Raw genomic sequence first — 22,665 nt, 5'->3', positions numbered from 1 at the left:
GCCAACCCCATCACCGATATCTGCTGGTCCTGCATGTTCCCCATCACGATGGGCGGCACCGAAATGATGTCCATGGGGCAGGAGGACTCTTACAACCCCAGCGGCATGCTTTGCGCGTGCTCAAACCCGCCGATCATCGGCATCAAGACCGGCTTTTGGGGCCCGTGCGTCGTGTCGACGTGACCCGCACGCCGTATTGCTTCGTCTCGCTGGGCGGCATCCAGCTCGACCCCGGCATCCGGGCGCCGGAAGGCGAGGTTCGTCGGCAGCAGGACTTAACCATGCAGTCGAGCTATCAGGTGCATTGGTACGTCGATCCGATCCTCTACTGGCTCGAAGTCGTCCTTGACCACCCCTGCATGGAAACCGGCTCGCTCGATGTCGCCTACATCACCGAGGTTGATCCTTTGTGGAACGACGACGAGCTGACCATGTTGCTCAACCCGAGACCTTCCTGTTCGGCAACCCCATTGCCCAGGCCGCGTGCGCGGGCGATTGCGTGCTGGCCACCGCCGGCTTCGGCTCGAACCTGCTCTATTGGTGCGCCGGCTGCAACGGCGGCATGTACCCCTTCAATGGCCATGTGCAGGCCCATGTCTCCCACGTTCAAGCCAGCTCGCTCCTGGTGCAGCGCATGACTGCGAAGCTGCACCGCGAATTCCTGATGTGGGGCACGTCCGGCGGCGACGGCCTTTGCGGTGTCTATCCGCAGCCCGTGATGGACAAGACCCAATACAAGTACAACATGCTTTACCCCGTGCCGCAGACCGACAAGATCAACGGCCGCTGCTGCCAACCCTACGGCCGCAGCACTGCGATTTGGGGCGCCGGCAAGAGCTATCCGTATGCCGGGGAAGACTTCAGCTACATGATCTTCCGCAAAAAGAACTGCTGCCTCGGCGTGGGGGTGTTCTGATGAAATCCTCACTCCTGTTTGCCCTCCTGCTGGCCGCCTTCGCTACGCCCAGCGGCGCGCAGAAGCCCGATTCCGGTTCCCTCGCGCAAGAGCGGGCGCGCATTGAAGCCGAGCGCAAGGAAATGTTCGCGCCCGACAACCCCGCACTCAAGCCCAAGAAGAACGGCATGCCCAGCGCCGAGCGTCTGACGCGCGAACAGGCGCGCATCGAGGCCGAGCGCAAGACCATATTTGCCGACCCGTCCCTTAGCGGCGCGCCGAACGTCTTTCCGAATATCCCGACCCCGGCGCCGGGACAGGTGGACATCGAGGCCCTGGCCAAGCGCTACGAGTCCAAGGCCATCGCGCGCAAGTCGGACGACCTCATGATCTTCGCGTCCTTCTCGATGCCCGCCGAGTCGTTGAAGCGCCTGGTGGCCAGCGCTCACCGGGTCGGCGGCGCCGTTGTCCTGCGCGGGTTCAAGAACAACTCGTACAAGGACACCGCCAAGGCGATCCATGACCTGGGCGAGCAGGGCGGCAATGTCCTGGTCAATCCCAACGCCTTCGACAAGTACAAGGTTTCGGCCGTGCCCACCGTGGTGCTGACCAAGCCCGACGCCATCGACCAGCTTGATGCGGATGGCTGCGCCCAGCCGAACACCTACGCCGCCGTCTCCGGCGACGTGACGCTCGATTACGCCCTGGACGAACTGACGCGCCGCGCGCCGAGTTCGAGCCCTTGGCCAGCCGCTATCTCCGTCAATTGAGGGGTCGATGATATGAAGGCTCTACCTATCCTCTTGTTTGCCCTGTCCGCCTTGGCCGGGGCCGCCCATGCCGACATGACGCCGGCCGAGGCGTTCAATCAAGGCAAGACATTCGGCAACGCCGGAAAGGGTGGGGCCGGCGGTACAGTCAGCAGCGCCTCGGGCGCGGCCAATGTCCCCAAGTACAACACCAGCGCCCCGGAATCCGGCTACTACAGCGGCGGCAAGGGTTTGCTGGGCACGGCCGGGACCAACAAGCTGACCGCATGCCAAACCTATGTCGCCGGCAATGCCTACGACCAGCAGGAATGCGATGCCGTCAACTTCCTGGCCAAGAACCCGTCCGAGCGGCCCATCGTTCCGCTCTCGAAGACCGACCCGATCATCACCGGTAGCGATCCGGTCATCAAGAACCCCGGCACTGCGCCGGCCAGCGGAACGGGCCAAGTTTGCCGCACGGTGACGCAGAACAACCCCGGCGAATATGTCACCGAAACCTGCACGACCGCGCGCAAGACGGATTTCTCCGAGTGTGACAACACCCTGGATATTCAGATCAACTGGAACTACTACTGCCCGGCGTTCACCATCGAGGGACCGACCATCATTCCGGGCACCGAGAAGGTGCCTCCCAGGGTGCCGGCATGATCCCGCCGGATGCGACCTGCCACGTCAAGCAGCCGGTCGACGTGTGGACCTGCCCGGAGGGTTCCACCGGCCCGGACGCGCTCCACCAGTGCAGCACCACGACCACGGACGAGAACGGCGTAGAGACCACGACGAAGACGCCCGCTACATGGTCCCAGGGCTGGAACGAATACAACACTTATGCCGACAAGGTGCCCACAGTGGTCGAGAACTGGGACAACCAGTGCGCCGAAAAAGAAGCGCGTTCCGACCTCAATCGCAAGCCGTGGCCGGACTGCGAAGAGACCAAGCCGAAGTGGTGCACTCAGGCGCCCGAAACCCGCTATTTCGACGGCGTGCCGGTCTATCGCGGCTGCTGGCAGTGGCGCAAGGAGTTCGGCTGCCTGACCAATGACAGCGACTACGACTGCGGGCCACGCGCGTGGGGCAATTGCGTCTCCCAGGGCACCGCCTGCATTCAGTACGCCATTGATGGCAAGTGCGCGATCACCGAAGAGTCTTACCGCTGCGAAAAAACCCCGCCGAGCACAACGACGCACGAGGTTTGCGAGCCGTCTTCTTTCTGCCAGGACGATGGAGCCGGTTGCTTCTCCACGGATCGCCAGCCCGACCAGGATTTCGGCAAGGCGGCCGCCATGATGGAGGCGTCCCGCGAAGCCGGCGTCTACGGGGTCAACGGCGGCAACATCGAGATATTCAAAGGTTACAAGGAAGAGTGCTCGATCAAGGTCTTCGGGGGCACGGTGCTCAAGAGCTGCTGCGGCTCGTCTGGCGGCGGTTCGGCCTTCTCCAACCATGCCTTGCTTGGTGCTGGCATGACTGTGGTGGGAGAGGGTGCCAAGGAAGCTGTCGCCATGGGCTCGAAGTACATGTACGACGCCCTATACAGCTCCGTGGATGGCTCGCTCCTGGGCAAAGGGCTTGGCGCCATGAATAGCTGGGCTACGGGCCTGGGTGATGGGATGTTCAACCCCACCTTCTCTTTCTACGGCTTCCAGTTTCAATTCACGTTCGCCAACGGCTTCCAGTTCGTCGCGTTCGATCCTTATACCTTCGCTTTGCAGATCGCCATCATGGTTATCACGGAATGGCTGAGCTGCGACCAGAGCGAGCAAATCATGAGTCTGAAGCGCGGCGAAAACCTGTGCGTCCACATCGGAACCCGCTGCTCCAAGAAGCTGAAGATCATCGGTACGTGCCTGGAGAAGAAGGAAACCCACTGCTGCTTCAACTCCCTGCTGGCCAAGCTCATCAATCGCCAGGGCCGCGCCCAACTCGGTCTCCCCATGAACCAGTGCGGCGGATTCACCGAGGGACAGCTTCAGTCGCTCAACTTCGCGGCGATGGATCTTTCTGAGTTCATCCAGAAGATCGTGCCGAAGGAGGCCGACCTGGCTGGCAGCATCAACCGCGCGGGGCAAAGCGTCTCCGATCAAGTGAAGAACTACTACGAACAGGACTGACCATGAAACCCGTTGCCATCCTCTTGTCCGTCATCGGCATGGCTTTCGCGTGCGAAAGTCAGGCCCAGGCCCGTATCTACACCAAACCCCATGACTTGATGGTGCTGGCCATCAAGTCCGGCTCCGCTGCTGGCGTGCTCACTGGCCAGGTCGATGAACATTTCACCCGGCAGTTCCGCAGCACCGGGCCGCTGCTGGTGACGGCCAAGGTCATTCAGAACCTGGGTCGCGCCGACTGCAAGCGCCTTGAAATCATCTACACGAAGAAGGACGTGGATACGCCCAAGGGGCGCACCGACGCCATTCTCACCACGCAGATGAACTATTGCCTCGATGGTGGCCCGCCGCTGCCTGAAGGGGTAGGGGAGTAAGCCATGGTTCGGCAATCGCTTATCGCCCTTTCGTTGATGTTCGGCGCTGCGGCACATGCCCAGAGTGCCCTTGATTACCCGTCGATCTGGACATGCGACAGCAACAAGTTCAACTGGTATTGCGACCAGGAGGAAGCGGCGGCGGCCCCGGCGCCGATGCCGGCGCCTGCGCGTTCGCAAGAGCCGGCAAAGCCGGCCGCTCCCCGTCGAATCGAAATCCAGGACATCAAGACGGCAGAACAAATGCGCGTGGAGCTGAAGCGCCGCGAAGACATCGCCGTGATGAGTCCCACCGAGAAGAACCTGCGCGACTACCTGGAGCTATGGCAGGTCGTACAGGACAAAGGATCTGTCTTCGCGGACAACTGGCGCCGGGTGGTGTGGCAGAACCCTGACCTTGACTACACCCTGAAGCGGCCCGCCAACAACGCTGCGATCAAGCTCTTCGACGAGCGACGGGACCAGGACCAGGACCGCCACCTACAGCAATTGGCCAAGGAACACGGGCTGATTTTCTTCTTCCGCTCGGATTGTCCCTACTGCCACGCGATGGCGCCGACCATCCGCATGCTGGCCGAGAAGTACGGTATCGAGGTGCTGCCCGTTTCAGTCGACGGTGCGGGCCTTCCGGATTTTCCGCAATTCCGCGATGGACGCGCTAGTGCCGCCGCCTGGGGCGTAGAGCGCGTTCCGGCGCTGTTTATTGGTTCCAAGACAACCGGCGACCATGCGCCTATCGGCTTCGGGATGATGGCGCTTTCCGAAATCGTGAACCGCATTTTCGTCTTGACCGGCACGAAGCCGGGCGATCAATTCTAAGGAGGCAGCTATGCGCTTGAAGAAAATCACTGCTGTTGTATTGGCCTGCGTTCTGGCGACCCAGGCGAACGCCGTCACCATGCAGCAACTCTTCGATGACGTGAATGCAAACGGCAATGTCTCAAATCCGGCTGCACTCCAGGGGCAGACGATGAACATGTACACCGGGGGCAGCATGTTCATGCGCATGCCCACTCGCACCTACAACTTGGCCATGGTGACGCCGCCGAGCTGGAACGCAGGTTGCGGCGGGATCGACCTTTTTATGGGCGGCTTCTCGTTCATCAATAAGGATCAGTTCGTCGCCATGTTGAAGAACATCGGTTCCAACGCGCTGGGCTATGGCTTCAAGCTCGCACTCCAGAATCTTTGCCCTACGTGCGACAACGTGATGCAGGCCCTTCAGGCCACCGCTAATCAAATTAATCGCCTCAACATCGACTCTTGCGAAACCGCCAAGGGTTTGGTTAATGCCTCGGTCCCTGAATCGTGGTCTCGTGGGCGCCAGAACGCCGCCAAGAATTTCGGCGTCGATTCCAACATCTTCGAGAACATCACAGACGCTTGGACCAATGTGATGAACAACGAAGACAAGGCCAATCAGACCGTCAATCAGGTCGCTTCAACGAATCCCGCCGCGAGCGACGATCTCCCGCGTGGGAACGTCGTTTGGAAAGCACTCAAGAAACTGGATGGCATCGACGACGAATACCGCATGATCCTGATGTCGATGGTCGGGACCACAATCTTTCCACGAACGGCAACCGTACCAAGCCGCTCTTTGTCCCGAAGAAAGACATTACCGTTCAGCAGCTCGTCGGAAAGCAGGACACGTCCCCGACTCTTGATCTGCCGATCTGGCGTTGTGATACCACAAGCGAGGACGGTTGCCTGAACCCTTACAACAGCACTTCGTCATCCAATACCCGCAGCTTCCGCTACATGGTCCGCACGAAGATGTGGGACATCACCGACAAGATCGCCACGCGGGCCGCACACCCTGATGTCGACGCCATCTGGAAGTTCCTCAATGTCACCGATCTTCCTGTTCACAAGATGCTGGCGGTGTCCACCACGTTGAACAACACAGCCCTGGCTGACAACTTGGTCAACCGCTATCAGGACCTCATTGCGGCGAAGTATGCCGAGGTTTACATCCAGCGGGCGGTCGCCGACCTCAACGCAGCCCTGGCCAAGTACGTTGCCACGGCCAGCGATCCCGCCGTCGCCCAAGAGCTGAACAAGGTCTATCCCGAGCTGGAAAAGCTTCGCAATGATGCCCGCTCAGTTCTTGCTACTGCATACACGCAGACCATCAGCACCTATGACATTGCCCAGGAAGTGCACTACATGGAGCGCGCCCTGAACGCCAATCTGTCCCAAACACTGCGTAACTCTCGCCTTCGGCAAGAGTCTTCGCTAAGAGGCCCGGCGATGATCGACATCGAAATTCAAACCTACTGGAACGTCGAGACGCTGTACTACGTCTTCAATGCCGTCGCTTCGATCATGGCCGGTGCCGGCTTCGAGGGGATGATGAAAATGGTCTTCCTCTTCGCTATCGGCATCGGGATGTTTGCCTACGCAGGCAACAAACAGCTCGAAATGGCGAAGTGGTTTATCCAGGCGCTGATCTTTGTCAGCATCTTGAACCTTCCCATTGCTCGCGTGGGACTGACCGACAAGACGGGGTTGGAGCCGCCTCGTGTTGTGGATAACGTGCCTTTTACGCTTGCGGTAGTGGCGCAAGCCACCAACCTCACTTTTGGGTTCTTTACCCGCACCTACGAAACCGTCTTCGGCGTGCCGGATGAATTGGGCTTGCAGAAGGGGGATGTGGCGTTCGGCCATCGCATCCTGAAGAGCGTAAATAACGCCACGGTACGCGACCCACAACTGCGCTCCGATCTGATGCAATTCATCAAGGAATGCACGCTCTACGACATTAAGGATGGCGTGGTCGGTGCCCAGGAAATTGTGGGCGGCACCGACACCTGGAACACGATTTTCAGCAACACCAGCCCAGCGCGCTTCGCCACGTATGACACCTTGACGCCCGAGCCTAAGACCGAGCCTTGCACTGACGTGGCTATTGTTCTCAAGGACCGCGTTGCTGATGCAGCGGCCAAGGCGCAAATCTTCTACGGCAAGCAAGCGTTCTCTCGGGCTTCCACCGATGCCATCGCGGAAAGCATGTTCGTATCCGCAATCGGCACATCCTACGACTGGATTCTCAACAACTCATCCAACGCCTCCGCTGCGTTGCGCCAGTCGATGTTCAACAACATCTGGAAAGAGGCGGGCGCTGAACTGCCGGCCCTTCTGAACGATCCCGCGCGCGTGGCCGAAGTCAACGCCATGATGGCCTCCGCTCAGGCCGCACGCCAGGCCGCCGGCGCCAATGCGTCCATCAGTATCTTGGCCCAGGAAACCTTGCCTCATATTCGCAACTGGATCGAGGCGATCATCTACGCGATGTTTCCTATTGTGGTTGTTTTGATGGTGGTCATGACTGCCCAAGGAGCGAAACAGATCCTTGGCGGCTACATGATGGCTCTCGCCTGGATAGGAATGTGGCCTGTTCTCTTCGCGGTCATCAACCACCTGTCGATGATGCACCTGCGTTACAAGATGCGGGCACTTGAGTTGGCTACCGGCTCTGGTATTCCCTTTCAGCTCTCAGATGTTTTCGACGCCACATTGACCGATGAGCAATCACTTATCGGGTATATGGTCCTGCTCGTCCCATTCCTCGCTGCCGGCATCATCAAGATGGGGCAGGGTGGGATCATGTCCTTGGCGGATCGCATGACGGCTAGCTTTTCGTCCGCTGTCCATGGTGCTGGCTATCAGACCTCCATTGGCAACGTCAGCATGGGGCAGGTTGGTATGGACTCCGCCGGCATCAACACGACCTCGATGCACAAGTACGACAGCAATATGGCACTGTCCGGAGGTGGCGCCATGATCGGCACCAGGTCGGGCGGTACGGCCACCATCGCGCCGAATGGCGCTGTGGCCATGAGCCAGCTCCATAATCGCATGCTCCAGCAAATGGGCATGGACCACCGCTACGAGGCGGGCCGCAACCAGGAGGCTCATCGTACTGACATCACCTCTTCGGGCGACCAACTTTCCACCCGTCACGGCGACAGCTCTACGGGTAATAGCGTTGTGGGGGCTGACCGCACGCGAGGCGCGTATCAACAGTCCGGTGTCAGTGCTTCGACGACGGATCAGGGTGGCTACGGCGGCGCCCACACAGGCGGGCAGTCGGTCGGCAAGACTTTCCGCGATGGTTCCCAGTTCAACATGCAGGCGGGTGCACAAGACAACCTGTCCATGAATCTTGGTTTGTCTCGGCCTGGCCCAGCGGCTGCTGGAGGCGGGGGGGGTGGCGGTGGTGGTGCTGCGCCGGCTGATCCACGCGAAGAGAAGCGCATTACCGATGCCATCCGCAATGGTGGTGGCAATCAGGCCCAGGTGGATCAGGCGCTCAAAAACTATCGCTCCGGACGCGGTGCACCCGCCGATGGTGGTCTCCTTAGCCGTCTTAGTGCCGGGTTTGGCGCCAGTTCCACGAAAACCTACCAAGCTGGGCACTCGCGTGACCGTGGTGTGGTTGATCAGCACAGCCTTGATGAGAGCGCGCGCACTGAACGCACTTTCCAAGTTAGCGGTCAGCGCACCGCGCAGGACGGCGCTGGTCAACAGTCCCAGCAGACCAGCCGTACCGGTAACGATGCCGTGCTGTCCAACATCGACGAACGGTCGCAAATCCGCGACGTTTCGGATAGGCAGGAGTACGGGACCGGCGACCGTGCGAACCGCAGTGAATCCAATAGCTTCACGCATCACCGCGACTTGCTGGCCGATCCTTCTTTCATGGAAGCTGTTGCCGCCCGCAACGGCATGAGTGCAACCCGGTTCTACAGTCAAGAAACGCCGACCATCATGTCGATGGTTCAGGACTATGCGGCCGAAAGGGCATGGTGAATGCCGCCCAGACGTTGAACACCAACACTTTCGCAGGCGAAACCTTGCCGGCCAACAAGGCCGGGTTGCAAGGCATATCCGAGAAGGAACGCAAAGACCTCCCGAACGATATTCGCGCAAAACACAAGCGCAAGGCTGCGGCAACAGGCGCCGGCAGTACCGCACCTGTTCGCACGAATACGAGCACTCCGGGGATTGTTGGGCAGTCGCGCGGCGCTGTCGAAGGCCAGCTTGATCCGAAGAACAAGGGCAGCATCCCGCGCGGACGGGCGCCCTGGATGACAACGTGCACGCCTGGGCTAGCCCGGACAAGAAGGTTGGAGAAGGGCGCGCCAATCCATTGGTGTTGTTGAGGACATGGAAGGGCGCGACATCAAGGATTCCGCCCTGAAGGGGTGGGACAAGCTAACCGGCGGGGACGGGACGGCAGATGGTGAAAAGCTCACCGAGAACATGAAGAGGGAAACCAGTGCATCGCCTCAGATCAACTCTGGCACGAAGCGATAAGGGCAGGGCCTTGCGCCCTCCCTTGTTCAATACATCACTGTGCGGCCGCGCTCGTCCTTCAGGACGGGTTGGTACTTGTTCGTGCACGGGTTGATGTCCATGCCCAGCGTGAGGCGGCCGCCGGTCGTTGCAGGAAGGTCCAGAACCCATCGCTCAACCAGCACGCCAACCAGTAGGGAATCCAGAACATGAGGCCGCCTCCCAACATCTTGATGAAGTCCGAAAACGAGTGATCCGAAAGCACAAAGGCTATCGGAATCGGCGCTGCGTAGAGCAGCAGTTTCTTCCACTTACCCATGATCTACCTCTGTTCCTCGATGACGATATAGGTCCAGCTACCACCATCGTTCTGTTGCCCCATCGACACGATACGCCAACCCCTCTCGTAAATCTGTTTGATCGTGACCTTTCCTAGATGTTCGCAATCGAATTTGGTGTCCGCGCCGTTGAACGGATACGCGCCGCACACCCCACCCCTTGCGGGGGCCGCAAGCACGTTGGTTGCGGCGCTTAGTGCTGTCATAATGAAAGCAAACAAAGTTAGTTTTTTCATGCTTCTGCTCCATGTTTATGGCGTGAAAATGGCTAAATGTCATGTTGACAAATTACGCCGAATCCCTTTAGTTTGCAACGCAATGGCCAATTCATACAAGTCGGTCCTAGACGCCTGCGGCAAAGTATCGCGTGCTGTCTTTGTGAAAGCAGCAAAACGGCTCGACCTTTCGCCCGAATCTTACCGGATCGCAGAAGAAGTTTTGGTTCTCGGCTTCCGTCAATCCGTTGCAGCCCGTCATGCCGGCGTGTCTCGCCAGCGGGCGCATTCCGTTTGTCGTGAGCTGGTGGACGCTATCAATTTGAACGAAGAAAGGAAGAAGAAATGAAGTCACTCCTGGCTCTCTTGCTTGCGGCCACTCTTGCCGGGTGCGCCACGGCTCCCGAACCCGTCGCCATGCACAACGATTGGCGCACCGGCACCGATTACAGCCCGTACCGCTCTATCGCCACTGCGATCCAATGCGATGACTGCCGGCGCTGATGATTCCGTCCCACTGGTTCAGGCGGATTGTCCTGGTCCTCTTCTTCATGGAAGTGGGCGGCGGCATCTTGTGGGTGGCCACGCGGCTCGCCCCTGATCCCGCCTACAAACCTTTCATGCAGACGGTCGCCGGCCTGATCTTCCTGTTCGGCTTCTATGCCTCAGCGCCGTTGGCTGCGCGGTTTCTTGCGCCCGTGGCCTCGACGGACGGGCCATTGCAGCGGCGCTTGGCCGGCGTGCTCGCGTCTATGCCGGTCGGTTCGCCGGTCTATCTGTACGACCACGCCGACCAGCAAGCCAACACGGTCGGCCTCGGCCAGCATCATTCCCGCATTTATCTGACCTCGGGATTGGTCCGCCGACTGAGTGATCCAGGACTGCGCGGGGTCATTGCGCACGAGGAAAGCCACGTTGCGGAGCGCCACATCTTGGGCACCTTCGCATACGCCTCGTGCTTCACCCTCGGCAGCTACGGCACGAACAACAACACCGTTTTCCTCGCCGGCTTCCTGATCTTTCTGGCTTTGCGTCGCTACTTCGAGTATCGCGCCGATGCTGGCGCCGCCGCGCGGGTCGGCAAGGCCGACGCCTTGGCCGCGCTGCACGAGTTGCACGAGATTTACCCTCTCGGCCATGGCATCGGTGGATCTCTGTCTTGACCGCGTATCCGACTCTGCCGATGCGCATCCGCGCCCTGGAGACCGGGCGCATGACGTTGGTGTGACGGCGATGGATTGGTACTTGCAATGGATCGGCTGCGCCTTCGGTGTTCTTGGCGCTTGGCTCTTGGCTTTGAACAACGCCCGGTCCGGCTGGGGGTTTGTCGCCTTCCTGGCATCGAACGTCTGTTGGATTCTGTTCGGCATTCTCACGAACGCGCCTGGCCTGATCTTCATGCAGGTCGCGTTTACCGCGACCAGCCTCTTGGGCATCTACCGCTGGATGCTGGCCAAGCCGCGCGACTTTCGCGCGCGAAAGTCCGGGGAGTAACGAAATGGGGTTCGGCGGTGTCGGTTGGTACTTCACCTTTCTGGCCCTGGTGCTCGCGTGCTGCATCGGCGTCCTGTGGTTTGTTCGTGCCTCAGCCCTTGCGGAGCTGTTCCATCTATCCGCTGCGCTGGTCTTCATGGCTGGGGCATTGGTGATCTACCACGGCCTTGAGTGCGCCTTGTCGCCTGTAAATGCGAAGAGGCGGATCAGGCCATGAAGAAGTACCACACCATCACGGACATCGTTGGAACCGTCTACTGCGAGCAAAAGGTTCTCTTCGACCGCGAGCGCGGTGATGCCCGGCCGTTGGATGTACGCGCGAAGGCGGCCGCCGGCACCTTCGAGCATCTGCGCTTCGAGGTCGAGGGCCATACGCGGGCCGCCATGGACCGGCGATGCTTCATCGCCTCGGCCGTCTATGGCCCTGATGCTCCTGAAACGTGCTTTCTGCGCGCTTGGCGCGACCGTGTGTTGATGCCGGCGGCGCCCGGGCGCCTGTTTGTGCGCGGGTACTACGTGCTGTCGCCAGCCGTGGCGCGGTTCCTCTCTCGCCATGGCTTGCTCGCCGCTGCGATCCGCTTGCTACTCAACGGCATCGTGCGGCTGCTGGGGATGCCGCGATGAACAACCTGGCCAGCTTCATCTTGTTCGGTCTGGCCCTGGCACTGGCCGCGTGGACGTTCCTCGTCTGGCGTGGCTTCTCCCAGGATTGGTTGCCCGATGAACTGAAGGCCGGCCGGGTTGCGCAAGTCGAACGGAACCTCCGGGCCGACCATCCTTACCGGGTCATCGGCCGACCCGACCAGGTGTATCGCCTTCCGGACGGGCTGCATGTCCCCCTCGAAAACAAGAACCGCGATGCCCACCGCGTCTATGAGACCGACATCGCGCAGCTTTCCTTGCAGGGGTGGCTTCTGCGCCGCAATGGCCTACCCACCGCTGCCTTTGGCTACGCCGTCATCAACAGCCGGACCACGCGCAAGCGCAAGGCCATCCGTGTTGAGCTGCGCGACGACGCCTACTGCGAACAATTGATCGCGCGCTACCTCGCCATCATCGAGGGGCGCGCCCAGGCCCGCAAGAGCCGAGGCCCGAAATGCAAGAGCTGCGGCCATGCTGGAGCTTGCAACTAGCTTTTCCCACCCATCATAAATTGAGGCACACCATGAACATGCGAGAACGCGAAACCCGTCTGATGGAATCCTTCGTGGCCCTGCTGGGCGACCACCGTAAGGACTTCGAGGGCTTTGTCCGTGACGTTGAGAACGTCCGCTATTGCCATACCCCCATCGACGGGCAGCAGCTCGCGCGCTGCGAATACGCCTTGCGCAACATGGAAATGCGGCTGCTGACCATCCATCGCTGCATCGACAGCAAGCAGTACGGCAATGGTCCGCTCGATGATCTGGTGAAAACCAAGAACGAGTGGGAAGGCATGAAGGCGCGAGTCGATAGCTACTTGCAGGAAATCCAGCAGGTGATCGAGGCCACGGCGACCGCCTTGCGGCCCGTTCGGCGCACGCTGGAGCATTCTTGAGTCAGTGCGACAAATCGCCTTAAAACCCTTGTCGCGCCGGCATTTTTGTTTCTATACTGCTGTCAGTTAGAAAGCAATACGTGATATCCTTGGCATACCGGCACCCTTACCGAACTGGAGCCCGTCATGACATTTGACCTCGATCTTCTGACCCCTCGCGGCCGCCGGCCGCTGACGATCCGGTGCAGCTTCGCCGGGAGCAATTCGCCCTGGCCAACGCCTCGCTGGCCCTCGAAGGCATGAACGCTGACGCGGCCGATCTTGAGATCCAAGAAGCCGCTGCTGCGGGTGCGCTCACGTCCGACGAGGCGGTGGCGCTCTACCTGGAGCGCGCACGCAAGGGTGCAGGGTCATGACCGACCAGCAAGAGGGGTACACATACCCCGGCACCCATGTCCTCAAGAACAAGGCCGAGCTTCGAGACCTGGCGGAATTGCAGCGGTTCGAGCGCGGGGCTACCGCGATCCGCATTCAGGAGTTGCGCGAAAACCCGGTGAAGGGCAATTACGACTTGGTGCATCTGCAAGCCATTCATCGGCAAGTCTTCAAGGATGTTTATGAGTGGGCCGGCGAGGTTCGCACCGTGGACATCGCCAAGGGGCCGGCGGGCGACCGAACCCTGTTTACCTTCAAGGAAGACATCCCGGCCAAGGCCGCCGAGGTTGCTGCCACCATCAAAGAGGCTGGCTACCTGCGCGGAACCGACAAGGCACAGTTCGCGGACAAGATGGCCGAGGTGTACGCGGGCCTCAATGAAATGCACCCCTTCCGCGAGGGTAATGGACGGGCGACGCGCGAGTTTCTTGGGCAGCTTGCCAAGGAAAGCGGCTACCACCTCGATTACAGCAAGGTCGACAAACAAGTCTGGAACGAGGCCGCCAAACAGTCTGTACGAGGCGATTTTGCCCCGATGCGTGAGGTGTTCTACGAAATCACGACGGTTGAACGCGCCACGGCTTTCGAGAAACTGCCCTGGCGCGAGGCGCTGGCCAAGCATCCCGAGCTGGACGGCGCCTACAAGATGCTCGCGGATGCGCAGCGGGCCGGCCAGGACGTGAATTTCCTTCGTGCCGAGATCGCCAACGAGTTGCACACCGGCCGCGCCGTGGGCGATGGCGTGTCAATGGAGGAATCGCGCCGGGTCATCGAACATGCGGCCGTCTATCGCGGGTTGATGGTGCGGGATGCCGGTGCGTTGGGTGGCCAGTATCGGGGCGACGTGGTGGCCGTCTCGTCCCATCACGTCATGCTGAAAGTCGGCGACATGATCGCCGTGCGCTACGAGCGCGAAAACCTCGACCGCGCGGTGCACGTCGGGGATCGCCTGGCGATCCAGCACGGCCATGACAAGAGCCAAGTCTATGAGCAGGGCAAGGAACCTGCCCGCGATCGCGGGCGCGACATGCAGATGGAGCGTGAGCGCGTCCTGGAGAACCACTGAACTTTCGCGCGCGAAAGCGCGCTGCATGGGAGGTATATCAATGTCCGAACTATTCAACCGAACCGGCGTGCGCTACGAAGTGGCGTGTGACGTGCTGGGCGCGATCATCGCCCACCATTCTGAAGCGCTCGCGCTGGAGCGCGAGAAGCCCATCCCCGATGACGCCGTGGTGGCGGGCATCGAGGCCGACAAGCGCGCCCTGCGCGCCCTGCGCGACGGCCTGGACCCGAAAGATGCTGCCGCCATCGAGACCGTGATCCAGCAGTACGGTCCCCAGGCGCGCGAACTCTACCAGCAGTAAGCGGGAGGGGCATGGCTTCGGATATTTCCAAGTACGGGATGGAGACGGCCTACAAAGGCGTAGAGCGTGACGCGCTGGCTGAGACCAAGCCCAGGACAAGCCCAAGGCGATCTTGCTAGGAGGCCAGCCCGGCTCCGGCAAGTCGGTGCTGGCCGCCGAGGCTGCGCGCGAGCTGCGCGACCAGGGCGGCGCCGTCGTGATCGACGCCGACCGGATGCGGGAGGAAAACCCGCGCTACAAGCAGCTCTCCCGAGACGATCCGCAGCACGCGGCCGACCGCACGCAGAAGGAAGCCGGCGAATGGGCGACCCGCCTCACGATGGCGGCCGCCGAAAACCGCCGCAATCTGGTGGTCGACGGCACGATGCGCAGCCCGAGAACATCCGCGATCTGGCCGTGCGACTCAAGGAAGGTGGCTACGAGGTCGAGGCCCGCGTCATGGCCGTTTCGGCCGAAACGTCGATGACGCGCGCGCGCCTGCGCTTCGAGGAACAGGTGGCCGAGCGCGGCACCGGCCGCTTCGTCAACCGCGAGCAGCATGACGGTGCCTATGTCGGCATGGCGCAGACCGTCGCCACCCTGGAGCGTGAAAAACTCGTCGATGCGGTGCGCCTGTACGACGCCCAGCAGCGGCCGATCTACGAGAACCGCCAGGAGCGTGGCGAATGGCAGCATGCGCCCGACGCCGCGCGTGCCCTGGAGCAAGAACGCAGCCGGCAGTGGACACACGCCGAGCGGCGCGACCACGTTTCCGCCCTGGAAGACATCCATGCGCTGGCCAAGCAGCGCGAAGGCGTGCGGGACAACGTGACCTACACCGTCCGCACGGCGTCGGATGGCAAGGTCATCACGGAAACCCACAACGTCCTTCCGCGACGCCAAGGCTGAAGACCAGCCGTCATTGATCCGCAGCGAGCGCGGGCTTACTGGCCGTGAATCCGCCTCGGTGCCTGGACAGACCAGCTACACGGAAAAGGCCGGTGTCCGGGAATACGGCAAGTGGATCGGTGGCAACGATGAAGACCTGAAGCGCGCCTATGCCGAGGTTCAACGGCCAGAGTCGGAACGCAGCATGCGGCCTTTGCTGGCAGATCGGGAAGAGCTGGCCGCCAAGCTCGATGCGGCGCGTGCCGACTTGGCGCGGTTCGAGCAGAGCCCCGCCTATCAGCGCGCGCAAGCGTTCGATCAACTGCCAAAGAAAGAGGCCCTGGAGCGCCATCCCGAGCTGGACGGCGCCTATAAGCACCTGCATGAGATCAAGCAGAGCTGGGGGCCGCAGACCACGCAAAACGACCGCGAGTTGTCCTATTTCAATGCCCGTGCGGAACTGTCCGGGCAGCTTCATCAAGGCCATGTCCCCCAGGGCAACGTCACGCTTGACGAGTCCAAGCGCGTGACTGACTTGGCCGCCAACCATCGCGGCCTGATGGTGCGCGAGGCGGGCGAACTCAAGCAGGACGTGAAGGGGGAGGTTGTGGCCACGTCCTCGCATCACGCCTTGGTAAAGATGTCCGACATGGTGGCCGTGCGCTACGAGAAAGGCCAGTTGGACCGCGACGTGCAGGCCGGCGAGAAGGTTTCCATCCAGCACGGCAACGACAAGAGCCAGGTCTATGAGCAGGGCAAGGAGCCGGCCCGCGATGCAGCGCGCGACATGGGCCGCGACATGGGCCGATAAGGGGAAGCAGCATGGCCGTCTACCAGATCGGCAACCAATCCATTCATTCCGATGATCCGGCTTTGCCGGAGGCGTTGGCCGCCATCTACGCCGCCAAGCAGCGGCCGCTTTGCTTGTGCCGCCACCCAGGTATCGAAATGTACGTGGCCAAGGTCGAGGACAAGTATTTCATCAAACGCATGCCGAATTCTGGTGGCGATCATGCCCCGGCATGTGACTCCTACGAGCCGCCGCCCGAGCTTTCCGGGCTGGGCCAAGTCATCGGGACCGCGATCCAGGAGAACCCCGACGAAGGGACAACGGCCTTGAAGTTCGACTTCTCGCTGTCCAAGGGTGCCAGCCGTTCCGCTCCGGCGCCCAGCGGCAAAGAGACCGATAGCGTCAAGACCGATGGCAACAAGCTCACCTTGCGCGGCACGCTGCATTACTTGTGGGAGGAAGCGGGGTTCAACCGTTGGGCGCCCACCATGGCCGGCAAGCGGAGCTGGTACGTCATCCGCAAGTATCTGCTTCAGGCGGCCGAGGACAAGACGGCCAAGGGCGCGAGCCTGGCCGGCATGCTCTACATCCCCGAGTCGTTCAATGCCGAGAAGAAGGCCGAAATCACACAGCGCCGCATGGCGCAGATGATGCGCATCGCCGCACCCGAGAAAGGTGCGCGGCGCCTGATGCTGGTCATCGGCGAGGTCAAAGAGCTGGCCCAGGCGCGCTACGGCCACAAGATCGTGCTCAAACATCTGCCCGACTGTCACTTCATGATGAATGACGACATCCACAAGCGCTTGCTCAAGCGTTTCGAGATCGAGCTGGGCTTGTGGGATGCCTTGGAAGGGTCGCATCTGATGATGATCGGCACCTTCAGCATTGGGGCCACGGGTGTGGCTTCGCTCGAAGAGACCGCGTTGATGTGCGTCACCGAGCACTGGATTCCGTTCGAGAGCACCTACGAGAAACTGGTCCTCGATGCGCTGACCCAGCAGAACCGGCGCTTCATGAAGGGCATGCGCTACAACTTGCCGTCCACGCGGCCGCTGGCGTGTGCGGTGGCCTCGGACACTGAGCCGGAACCCACCGCCATGTACGTGGTGCCCCCTGGCGCCAGTGACGACTACCTGGCGGCCGTCGATGAGCTGGTGGCCGGCAGCAAGTTGGTCTCGTGGGTCTGGAAGGCCGGCGACGAGCCTATGCCGCCGCTACCGGCCCTGCCGGCGTGACGCCCATGCCGTACTGCCCTGCCCTACTGCTTACCTCAATCGCCGTGCGGTTCTGTCTTTCGCGCGCGAAACCGCTTTTCCCACTCCACCAACAACAAGGACTTACTGCATGAACCGACAAGATCTGATCGACGCCATTGCCGCCGACACCGAATCCTCGAAAGCCGCCGTTGGGCGCTTCCTCGACAGTTTCATCAACCAGGTGCAAGGCACCGTGGCCAGCGGTGACGCCGTGAAGTTGAGCGGCTTCGGTACGTTCGAAAAGCCAATGTCGCCGCCCGTGCCGGGCGCAACCCGAAGACCGGCGGACCATTTCCATTCCGCCCACGGTGCGGCCGCGCTTCACGCCGGGCGCCACCTTCAAGGCACTGGTCAAGGGCTGAGGCACACCATGAAGACCTCCCTGCCCTATCCGCAACTGGGGCGGCGGTCTTGCGCGCCCTGCTGGGCGGGCCGGTCTCGGGCGCGCAGCGCCTGGCCGAAGCGGCCGCCGGCTGCCGTCTGTCGGCCGACCTTGCGCGCGTGCATCGCCATGTTCTGGCCATTCGGGCCTTGGTGGTGCGGCGCTATGTCCGCTCGCGCCCGGACCACGGCCGCGCCCGTTTGGAAATCACGCGCGCCGGCCGCCGGGCGCTGCGTCCGGCGTCGCCTCGCCTCGCCTTGTGGTTCTTGACTCCAGTGATGGCTTTGGCCGCGAGCGCCTGTACCACCACCCCGCCGGCCGCGCCCTCGCGCATGCCGCTGATGGGCTACCCCACCATGACGGGTTTGGCCCAGGTGCGCGATGCCAAGACCGGCGAAGCGTATTTCGTCCCCTGCAATCCCTGCGCATCCCCCACCGTCAAGACCCTGGCCGGCGCGGATGACGCGCGCCCCGCTGCGGCAATGCCCCGCCGGCAGGCCCTGGAGGGCGTGGTTGATCGTCGCGCCGTCCTGGAGAGTCTGGCGGCCCCTCCTGCGCCCGCTTCCGAGCCGACGCCTGCCCCTGCCGGCGTGCTTTCGCCGCCTGCCTCAACCGCCGCCGTGGCCGCCGCGACTGGCTTCACCGCTTCCGCCGCCACCGTGATCCCGCAATCTCTTGTGGTGGCGGCCCCCGTCCCGGACAAGCTGGCCGTGCTGTTCGCCTCCGCTTCGGCCGAGCTGGACGCCGAGGCGCTGCGCGCCCTGGCACCGCTGCTCCGCGCGGCGGCCAGGGTAGCCACGTCACCATTCGCGGCGGTGCCGATGCTTCTGGTTCGACGGCCGCCAATCGCACGCTTGCCGCCAAACGCGCGGCGGCCGTTCGCGCCGCCTTCCTGGCGGCCGGCGTGCCGGCGGCTCGCCTGAAGGTATCGGTTTGCGCGACCTGCTACGTCGCGCCGAATGCCACACCGGACGGCCGGCGCGCCAACCGCCGCGCTGACGTAGAGCTGGCCATGCCGTCCCAGGCTGAGACTGGCGATGCCGCCACGCATAAGGGGTGATGTCGTGAGGCCACTACTTTCGTTCGCTATCGCGCTTGCTTGCATGCCGGCGCTGGCCACCGATCAGCTTCCCGCTCCCTCGCCTGCACCCGTTGCCGCGCCTCAACCTGTGGCGCCTGTCGATGTTGCCGTGTCCGGCGCCTTTGACGTGGCGGCCGACCTCGGCCGTACTGTCTATGTCGAGGCTCTGGCCAGCTCGCACCTCACGGGCGTGCTGCGCGATGCGCTTGCGCGGCGGGGTTTGTCTTTGGTCGCTTCGCGCGACCAAGCGACGGTTGTCTACGAGCTGGACGGCGCTTTTCAGGCGCTGCGGCCGGCGACTCAGCGCCGGGCCGACATCCGCTTGGGCGACTACGCCGAAAATCCGGCGCCGCTGACCACCAAAAGCGGGCGCGGCCCCTCTGTGATGCTGTCGCTCAACCCGCTGGCCATCTTGATCGGCACCATCGCCTCGAACGTCGGCAATGCCACGGGCGCGCAGGATTCGGTCAACGCCGCGACGGCCGGCGATCCTGACGGCAAATGCCTGTCCAAGTGCGACGAATGGCGGTACAAGCAGCGCAACGTCGTTACCCTGACGCGCTCCGGCCCGGACGGTACGGCGACGTGCTCCGCACTCGCCACGGTCGAGGACGCGGCCTTGCGGCCGGCCGAGCTGATCCAGACCTCGCTCGATGCGCTGGCCAGCGCTATCGGCTTGCCCGACGCCTTGGCCGGCGCCGTCGCCCGGCCGTGACGCTTCGCTCGCCGCGCTTCCTGATCGCCCTAGCTTGTGCTGCCACCCTGTCGGCGCCTGCCTTCGGCCAGGCTCGCCAGTTTCTGGTGTATGACGGCAAGAGCTATGGGCCTGACCAGCTCGACATTGCCGCCGTTTCCCCGGTCGCTGTCGCGGCACCCAAACGCCTGTCCAATGGCGATTTCGCCGTGCCGCGTGCGGCCGATGGCCACTTCTACATCGCCGGGGCGGTCAATGGCTTCCCCGTGGTGTTCATGGTCGATACCGGGGCGCGCTTCACGACCGTGCCGGCGCGGCTGGCCAGCAATGCCGGCATCCGCGTCGGTCGCGTCACCGTTTTCGAGACGGCCGGCGGCCGCGAACGCGGCGGCCTGTCGGCCGCCAACGTCCTCGCCCTCGGGCCGTTCACGGTGCCTGATGCCGCCGTTGCCGTTCTCGACCGCCTGCAATCGCCTGTGCTGGGCATGGACGCGCTCAATCGTTTCCAGATTTCCCATGCCCACGGCTTCATGACCCTTCGTCCTGCCCCATGAACCCCTACCCTCGCGCCTGGGTGCGCTTGCCGTCCGGGCGCCGCCTCGACCTGATGAATCCTGATCCCGCCGCATGGCTTGACGAGGACTTGGCGATTCGCCTGGCGCGCACTTATCGCTGGGGTGGCGAGTCCGTTTGGCCCTGGCCGTTGTCTGTGGCCCAGCATTCGCTTTTGGTGCTCGCTTTGCGCCGGCGGTGGTCCGATGCCCTCTGAGCCGTTCTGACGCGCTCCTGGAGCTTCTACATGACGCGGAAGAGGGTTGTTGGGGTTCGACTGCATTTCGCCCTTGAAGGACGTGCTGGGCCTGTCTTTCCGGGCGGTTTCGTCTCGCCTGATGGCTGCCATTTCCGCGCGCTACGAGCTGCGCATGGACGCCGGCAGCGCACATCATCCACAAGCAGGCCGACTCGGTAGCGGCCGCCTCGGAGGCCGTGCATTGCATCGGCTGGCCTATTCATGAGGTCCGCGATGTCCTGGGGATCGTGCATCCTGTCCTCGATGTCGATCCGCTGGCTGAGACCTACGGTTGCCGACCGTGGGGCCGTGGCCGGCGGATGTTGCGGCCGAGCGATTCCTGGGCGCATTGGAATCGTTGAGGGCTGTTGAGCTGGGCCAACTTGAGGCCCAAGCCTGAAGCCCTATGGCGTCTCCCTGCGGCGGGCTTTCGTGCTGCGCATCGAGCCGTCGACCGGCGAGCCGGTCTAGTCTCGCCCTGGCGGGCTTCAATCCCTGACGCCTTCGCGCCTGCGGCTGCGCGCTGCGCTTGCCTCCTGGGGATCGCTACGCGAACCCCGCCGCGCGGGCTTGGCGTCCTCTGGGGCGCCGGACAGGGCGAGCCCTGACCGGCTGGGCCTGGCGGCCTGGTCGGGCGACTTTCGCGCGCGAAAGTCGGGAACGTGGATCTGAATCCGTGGTGTGCCGGCGCTGGTGCGCTGAATCCGCTTCGCGCGGGGCCGCACTGCACCGCTCCTTCGCCTTGATTCGTCGTCATGGTGCCCTCCGGCCGGGCTTCTCCGGTCAAGGGCGGGCTGCGCCCTGAAATCCTCACCCGTTCGGTGCTCGCCTGCGGCAGCGCTCCGCGTGCGGCTTCCGGTTTCGTTCCTTGACTGCGCCCGTCCTGCGTTGCCCCTGGACGCCGAGGCGATAGGTAGACGGTGCAGTAGCGGCCCATGCCCGCGCCCGCTGGCCAGCGTGGGTGCTCGAAGGGGTAGTAAGGCTGCAGCCTGCGGGCGACGAACGGCGAGACCTTGGGGCCTGTTCCGGCCTCCAAACCCCGGCCCGAGGGCTCCAGGTTCCGGTCGGCAGGGAAAAGCGCAAGGCCGAGGGTGCAAAAAGATGGTTTTTCTTCGTCAAACCATTGACGGTCAATAGTTCGCGGGTAGAATGACGGCATTGCTTGAATGCTTGGAGGATCTGATGCCTCGCTACCGTCAATACCGTTTCGACAACTGCGCCAACACATTGGCCGAGGCCATCGAGGCCGCCAAGCGGGCCGCTGACAACTTCGGCCCGCCGCAGACGGTGTTGGCGCAACACCGATACTTCGGGCTGGTGGCATCCAACCCGTTTGCCCGCCTGATAGCCGTCTCGCTGCAACGTACTGCCTGCGCGCCTACTCTCACTGATGCTACCGGGTGATGCGATGCGATTCCAGCGCTACGGGCACTTCTGAGTTCGCGATACCGACCGCAAGCCGTCTTCCTTCTGCGCGCAGAAGGCCGAACGTGAGGCGTTGCTGCGTTGTTTGCCGACCAGGTGGCGGCCGCGCAGATCGGTGTCGATGAGGAAATGCAGCATCGGCGGCGCCGGGAGCGCGACCTGGCGCGTAGTCAGCGGCAGGTTGATAAATGGCGCGAGGCGCGCCGTCGCATCCGCACCTACCCCTGAACCTGTCCGTGCGGCCCTGCTGGGTTACTGGCAAGCCTGTTGCTGGCCTGGCGATCCCGTTTATTCTCCTCCCAGCACATGTACGACCACGGCCGCTTGCAACCCGACGCCGGCGCTGACCCAGGAGTGACCATGCCCCAGCCCTCATTGACCATCCGGCGCGCGCGCGACCTTTTATCGCGACCAGCTTCTCAGCTCGCCTCATGCCATCGCCTATCTGAAGTCTCGCGGCGCGTAGGCGACACCGCCGCCCGCTCTGGCTGGGGTATTCCCGGCGGGGTTCCAGGCGCTGCGGGCGGCTTTCCCGGATCTGATAGCGACTGTCGCCTTGCAGACGGCTGGCTTGGTGGCCATGAACGACGCTGGCTGGCGCTACGA

General features: G+C 62.6%; 28 protein-coding genes and 5 pseudogenes. 31 read left to right on the top strand and 2 right to left on the bottom strand.

What is annotated here, in order from left to right; genetic code table 11:
* Positions 1–33 precede the first annotated feature (33 nt).
* The 9 genes and pseudogenes from DENOEST_RS19245 to DENOEST_RS20310 all read left to right on the top strand — a co-directional run bounded on the left by DENOEST_RS19245 (position 34) and on the right by DENOEST_RS20310 (position 9,315).
* Positions 34–916: pseudogene (locus DENOEST_RS19245) on the top strand (TraU family protein).
* Positions 916–1,665 (top strand): type-F conjugative transfer system pilin assembly protein TrbC, encoded by a 750-nt coding sequence (trbC, locus tag DENOEST_RS19240; RefSeq protein ID WP_232096597.1) that lies wholly within the window; start codon positions 916–918, stop codon positions 1,663–1,665. The pseudogene DENOEST_RS19245 and the gene trbC overlap by 1 nt, the downstream one beginning before the upstream one ends.
* A gap of 12 nt (positions 1,666–1,677) precedes the next feature.
* Positions 1,678–2,313 (top strand): hypothetical protein, encoded by a 636-nt coding sequence (locus tag DENOEST_RS19235; protein ID WP_183148338.1) that lies wholly within the window; start codon positions 1,678–1,680, stop codon positions 2,311–2,313.
* A complete protein-coding gene (gene traN, locus DENOEST_RS19230) occupies positions 2,310–3,776 on the top strand; it encodes a conjugal transfer protein TraN (protein WP_183148337.1) in 1,467 nt (488 codons plus the stop codon). The genes DENOEST_RS19235 and traN overlap by 4 nt, the downstream gene beginning before the upstream one ends.
* A gap of 2 nt (positions 3,777–3,778) precedes the next feature.
* Positions 3,779–4,147 (top strand): hypothetical protein, encoded by a 369-nt coding sequence (locus DENOEST_RS19225; protein WP_183148336.1) that lies wholly within the window; start codon positions 3,779–3,781, stop codon positions 4,145–4,147.
* A gap of 3 nt (positions 4,148–4,150) precedes the next feature.
* Positions 4,151–4,966 carry a conjugal transfer protein TraF gene (locus DENOEST_RS19220; protein ID WP_183148335.1) on the top strand — a complete coding sequence of 272 codons (816 nt, stop codon included), beginning with the start codon at positions 4,151–4,153 and terminating at the stop codon, positions 4,964–4,966.
* A 10-nt stretch (positions 4,967–4,976) separates the two neighbouring features.
* Positions 4,977–6,067, top strand: a pseudogene (locus DENOEST_RS19215) (conjugal transfer protein TraH); the annotation flags it as partial.
* A gap of 249 nt (positions 6,068–6,316) precedes the next feature.
* Positions 6,317–8,962, top strand: coding sequence for a conjugal transfer protein TraG N-terminal domain-containing protein (locus DENOEST_RS19210; protein WP_408640039.1), 2,646 nt, complete (start codon positions 6,317–6,319; stop codon positions 8,960–8,962).
* Positions 8,956–9,315, top strand: coding sequence for a hypothetical protein (locus DENOEST_RS20310; protein WP_232096596.1), 360 nt, complete (start codon positions 8,956–8,958; stop codon positions 9,313–9,315). The genes DENOEST_RS19210 and DENOEST_RS20310 overlap by 7 nt, the downstream gene beginning before the upstream one ends.
* Before the next feature lie 212 nt (positions 9,316–9,527).
* Here the strand turns inward: DENOEST_RS20310 and DENOEST_RS19205 are convergent, their stop codons facing one another.
* Complete coding sequence (locus DENOEST_RS19205) at positions 9,528–9,767, bottom strand: hypothetical protein (protein ID WP_183148334.1); 240 nt, start codon at positions 9,765–9,767, stop codon at positions 9,528–9,530.
* A 3-nt stretch (positions 9,768–9,770) separates the two neighbouring features.
* Positions 9,771–10,022, bottom strand: a complete 252-nt coding sequence (locus tag DENOEST_RS19200) for a hypothetical protein (protein ID WP_183148333.1) — start codon at positions 10,020–10,022, stop codon at positions 9,771–9,773.
* On the opposite strand from DENOEST_RS19200, the gene DENOEST_RS19195 reads away from it, so the two are divergent.
* The 22 genes and pseudogenes from DENOEST_RS19195 to DENOEST_RS19105 all read left to right on the top strand — a co-directional run bounded on the left by DENOEST_RS19195 (position 10,021) and on the right by DENOEST_RS19105 (position 22,287).
* Positions 10,021–10,350: a hypothetical protein gene (locus DENOEST_RS19195; RefSeq protein WP_183148332.1), complete on the top strand. Its 330-nt coding sequence runs from the start codon at positions 10,021–10,023 to the stop codon at positions 10,348–10,350. The two genes, DENOEST_RS19200 and DENOEST_RS19195, sit on opposite strands and share 2 nt — an antisense overlap.
* Entirely contained in the window at positions 10,347–10,505 is a 159-nt protein-coding gene (locus tag DENOEST_RS19190; RefSeq protein ID WP_183148331.1) for a hypothetical protein, read from the top strand. The genes DENOEST_RS19195 and DENOEST_RS19190 overlap by 4 nt, the downstream gene beginning before the upstream one ends.
* On the top strand, positions 10,505–11,164 hold the full coding sequence (locus tag DENOEST_RS19185) for a M48 family metallopeptidase (protein WP_232096595.1): 660 nt from the start codon (positions 10,505–10,507) through the stop codon (positions 11,162–11,164). Before DENOEST_RS19190 ends, DENOEST_RS19185 begins: the two co-directional genes overlap by 1 nt.
* Positions 11,139–11,495, top strand: a complete 357-nt coding sequence (locus DENOEST_RS19180; protein ID WP_232096636.1) for a hypothetical protein — start codon at positions 11,139–11,141, stop codon at positions 11,493–11,495. Before DENOEST_RS19185 ends, DENOEST_RS19180 begins: the two co-directional genes overlap by 26 nt.
* A gap of 4 nt (positions 11,496–11,499) precedes the next feature.
* Positions 11,500–11,712: a hypothetical protein gene (locus DENOEST_RS19175; protein ID WP_183148330.1), complete on the top strand. Its 213-nt coding sequence runs from the start codon at positions 11,500–11,502 to the stop codon at positions 11,710–11,712.
* The gene (locus DENOEST_RS19170) at positions 11,709–12,119 is read left to right on the top strand and encodes a CFI-box-CTERM domain-containing protein (RefSeq protein ID WP_183148329.1); all 411 of its coding nucleotides are present in this window, start codon (positions 11,709–11,711) and stop codon (positions 12,117–12,119) included. Before DENOEST_RS19175 ends, DENOEST_RS19170 begins: the two co-directional genes overlap by 4 nt.
* Complete coding sequence (locus DENOEST_RS19165; RefSeq protein WP_183148328.1) at positions 12,116–12,628, top strand: Dna2/Cas4 domain-containing protein; 513 nt, start codon at positions 12,116–12,118, stop codon at positions 12,626–12,628. The genes DENOEST_RS19170 and DENOEST_RS19165 overlap by 4 nt, the downstream gene beginning before the upstream one ends.
* A gap of 32 nt (positions 12,629–12,660) precedes the next feature.
* Entirely contained in the window at positions 12,661–13,032 is a 372-nt protein-coding gene (locus tag DENOEST_RS19160; protein ID WP_183148327.1) for a hypothetical protein, read from the top strand.
* A gap of 182 nt (positions 13,033–13,214) precedes the next feature.
* Positions 13,215–13,388: an antitoxin VbhA family protein gene (locus DENOEST_RS19155; RefSeq protein WP_183148326.1), complete on the top strand. Its 174-nt coding sequence runs from the start codon at positions 13,215–13,217 to the stop codon at positions 13,386–13,388.
* Positions 13,385–14,473, top strand: a complete 1,089-nt coding sequence (locus DENOEST_RS19150) for a Fic/DOC family protein (RefSeq protein WP_183148325.1) — start codon at positions 13,385–13,387, stop codon at positions 14,471–14,473. Before DENOEST_RS19155 ends, DENOEST_RS19150 begins: the two co-directional genes overlap by 4 nt.
* Before the next feature lie 40 nt (positions 14,474–14,513).
* Entirely contained in the window at positions 14,514–14,774 is a 261-nt protein-coding gene (locus DENOEST_RS19145) for a hypothetical protein (protein WP_183148324.1), read from the top strand.
* 145 nt (positions 14,775–14,919) lie between these two features.
* Positions 14,920–15,662: pseudogene (locus tag DENOEST_RS20300) on the top strand (zeta toxin family protein).
* Positions 15,610–16,452: a KfrB domain-containing protein gene (locus tag DENOEST_RS20295; RefSeq protein WP_232096593.1), complete on the top strand. Its 843-nt coding sequence runs from the start codon at positions 15,610–15,612 to the stop codon at positions 16,450–16,452. The pseudogene DENOEST_RS20300 and the gene DENOEST_RS20295 overlap by 53 nt, the downstream one beginning before the upstream one ends.
* Positions 16,453–16,463: 11 nt before the next feature.
* A complete protein-coding gene (locus DENOEST_RS19135; RefSeq protein WP_183148323.1) occupies positions 16,464–17,666 on the top strand; it encodes a DUF1173 domain-containing protein in 1,203 nt (400 codons plus the stop codon).
* Positions 17,578–17,871: pseudogene (locus tag DENOEST_RS20700) on the top strand (hypothetical protein); the annotation flags it as partial. The gene DENOEST_RS19135 and the pseudogene DENOEST_RS20700, both read left to right, overlap by 89 nt.
* Positions 17,872–18,098: 227 nt before the next feature.
* A complete protein-coding gene (locus DENOEST_RS20285; protein ID WP_232096635.1) occupies positions 18,099–18,992 on the top strand; it encodes a hypothetical protein in 894 nt (297 codons plus the stop codon).
* Complete coding sequence (locus tag DENOEST_RS20695) at positions 18,875–19,129, top strand: OmpA family protein (protein ID WP_408640038.1); 255 nt, start codon at positions 18,875–18,877, stop codon at positions 19,127–19,129. Before DENOEST_RS20285 ends, DENOEST_RS20695 begins: the two co-directional genes overlap by 118 nt.
* A gap of 43 nt (positions 19,130–19,172) precedes the next feature.
* Entirely contained in the window at positions 19,173–19,865 is a 693-nt protein-coding gene (locus DENOEST_RS19120) for a hypothetical protein (protein WP_183148322.1), read from the top strand.
* Complete coding sequence (locus DENOEST_RS19115; RefSeq protein WP_183148321.1) at positions 19,862–20,398, top strand: retropepsin-like aspartic protease family protein; 537 nt, start codon at positions 19,862–19,864, stop codon at positions 20,396–20,398. The genes DENOEST_RS19120 and DENOEST_RS19115 overlap by 4 nt, the downstream gene beginning before the upstream one ends.
* Positions 20,395–21,034 (top strand): annotated as a pseudogene (locus tag DENOEST_RS20280) (hypothetical protein). Before DENOEST_RS19115 ends, DENOEST_RS20280 begins: the two are co-directional and overlap by 4 nt.
* Before the next feature lie 782 nt (positions 21,035–21,816).
* Positions 21,817–22,038 carry a hypothetical protein gene (locus DENOEST_RS19110; RefSeq protein ID WP_183148320.1) on the top strand — a complete coding sequence of 74 codons (222 nt, stop codon included), beginning with the start codon at positions 21,817–21,819 and terminating at the stop codon, positions 22,036–22,038.
* Positions 22,039–22,140: 102 nt separating this feature from the next.
* Positions 22,141–22,287, top strand: a complete 147-nt coding sequence (locus DENOEST_RS19105) for a hypothetical protein (RefSeq protein WP_183148319.1) — start codon at positions 22,141–22,143, stop codon at positions 22,285–22,287.
* The last annotated feature ends 378 nt before the right edge of the window (positions 22,288–22,665 follow it).

It is taken from the genome of Denitratisoma oestradiolicum, from assembly GCF_902813185.1.
Classification (GTDB): Bacteria; Pseudomonadota; Gammaproteobacteria; order Burkholderiales; family Rhodocyclaceae; genus Denitratisoma; species Denitratisoma oestradiolicum.
The sequence above is the reverse complement of the archived record's forward strand: the minus strand, read 5'-3'. Positions and strand labels throughout refer to the sequence as shown.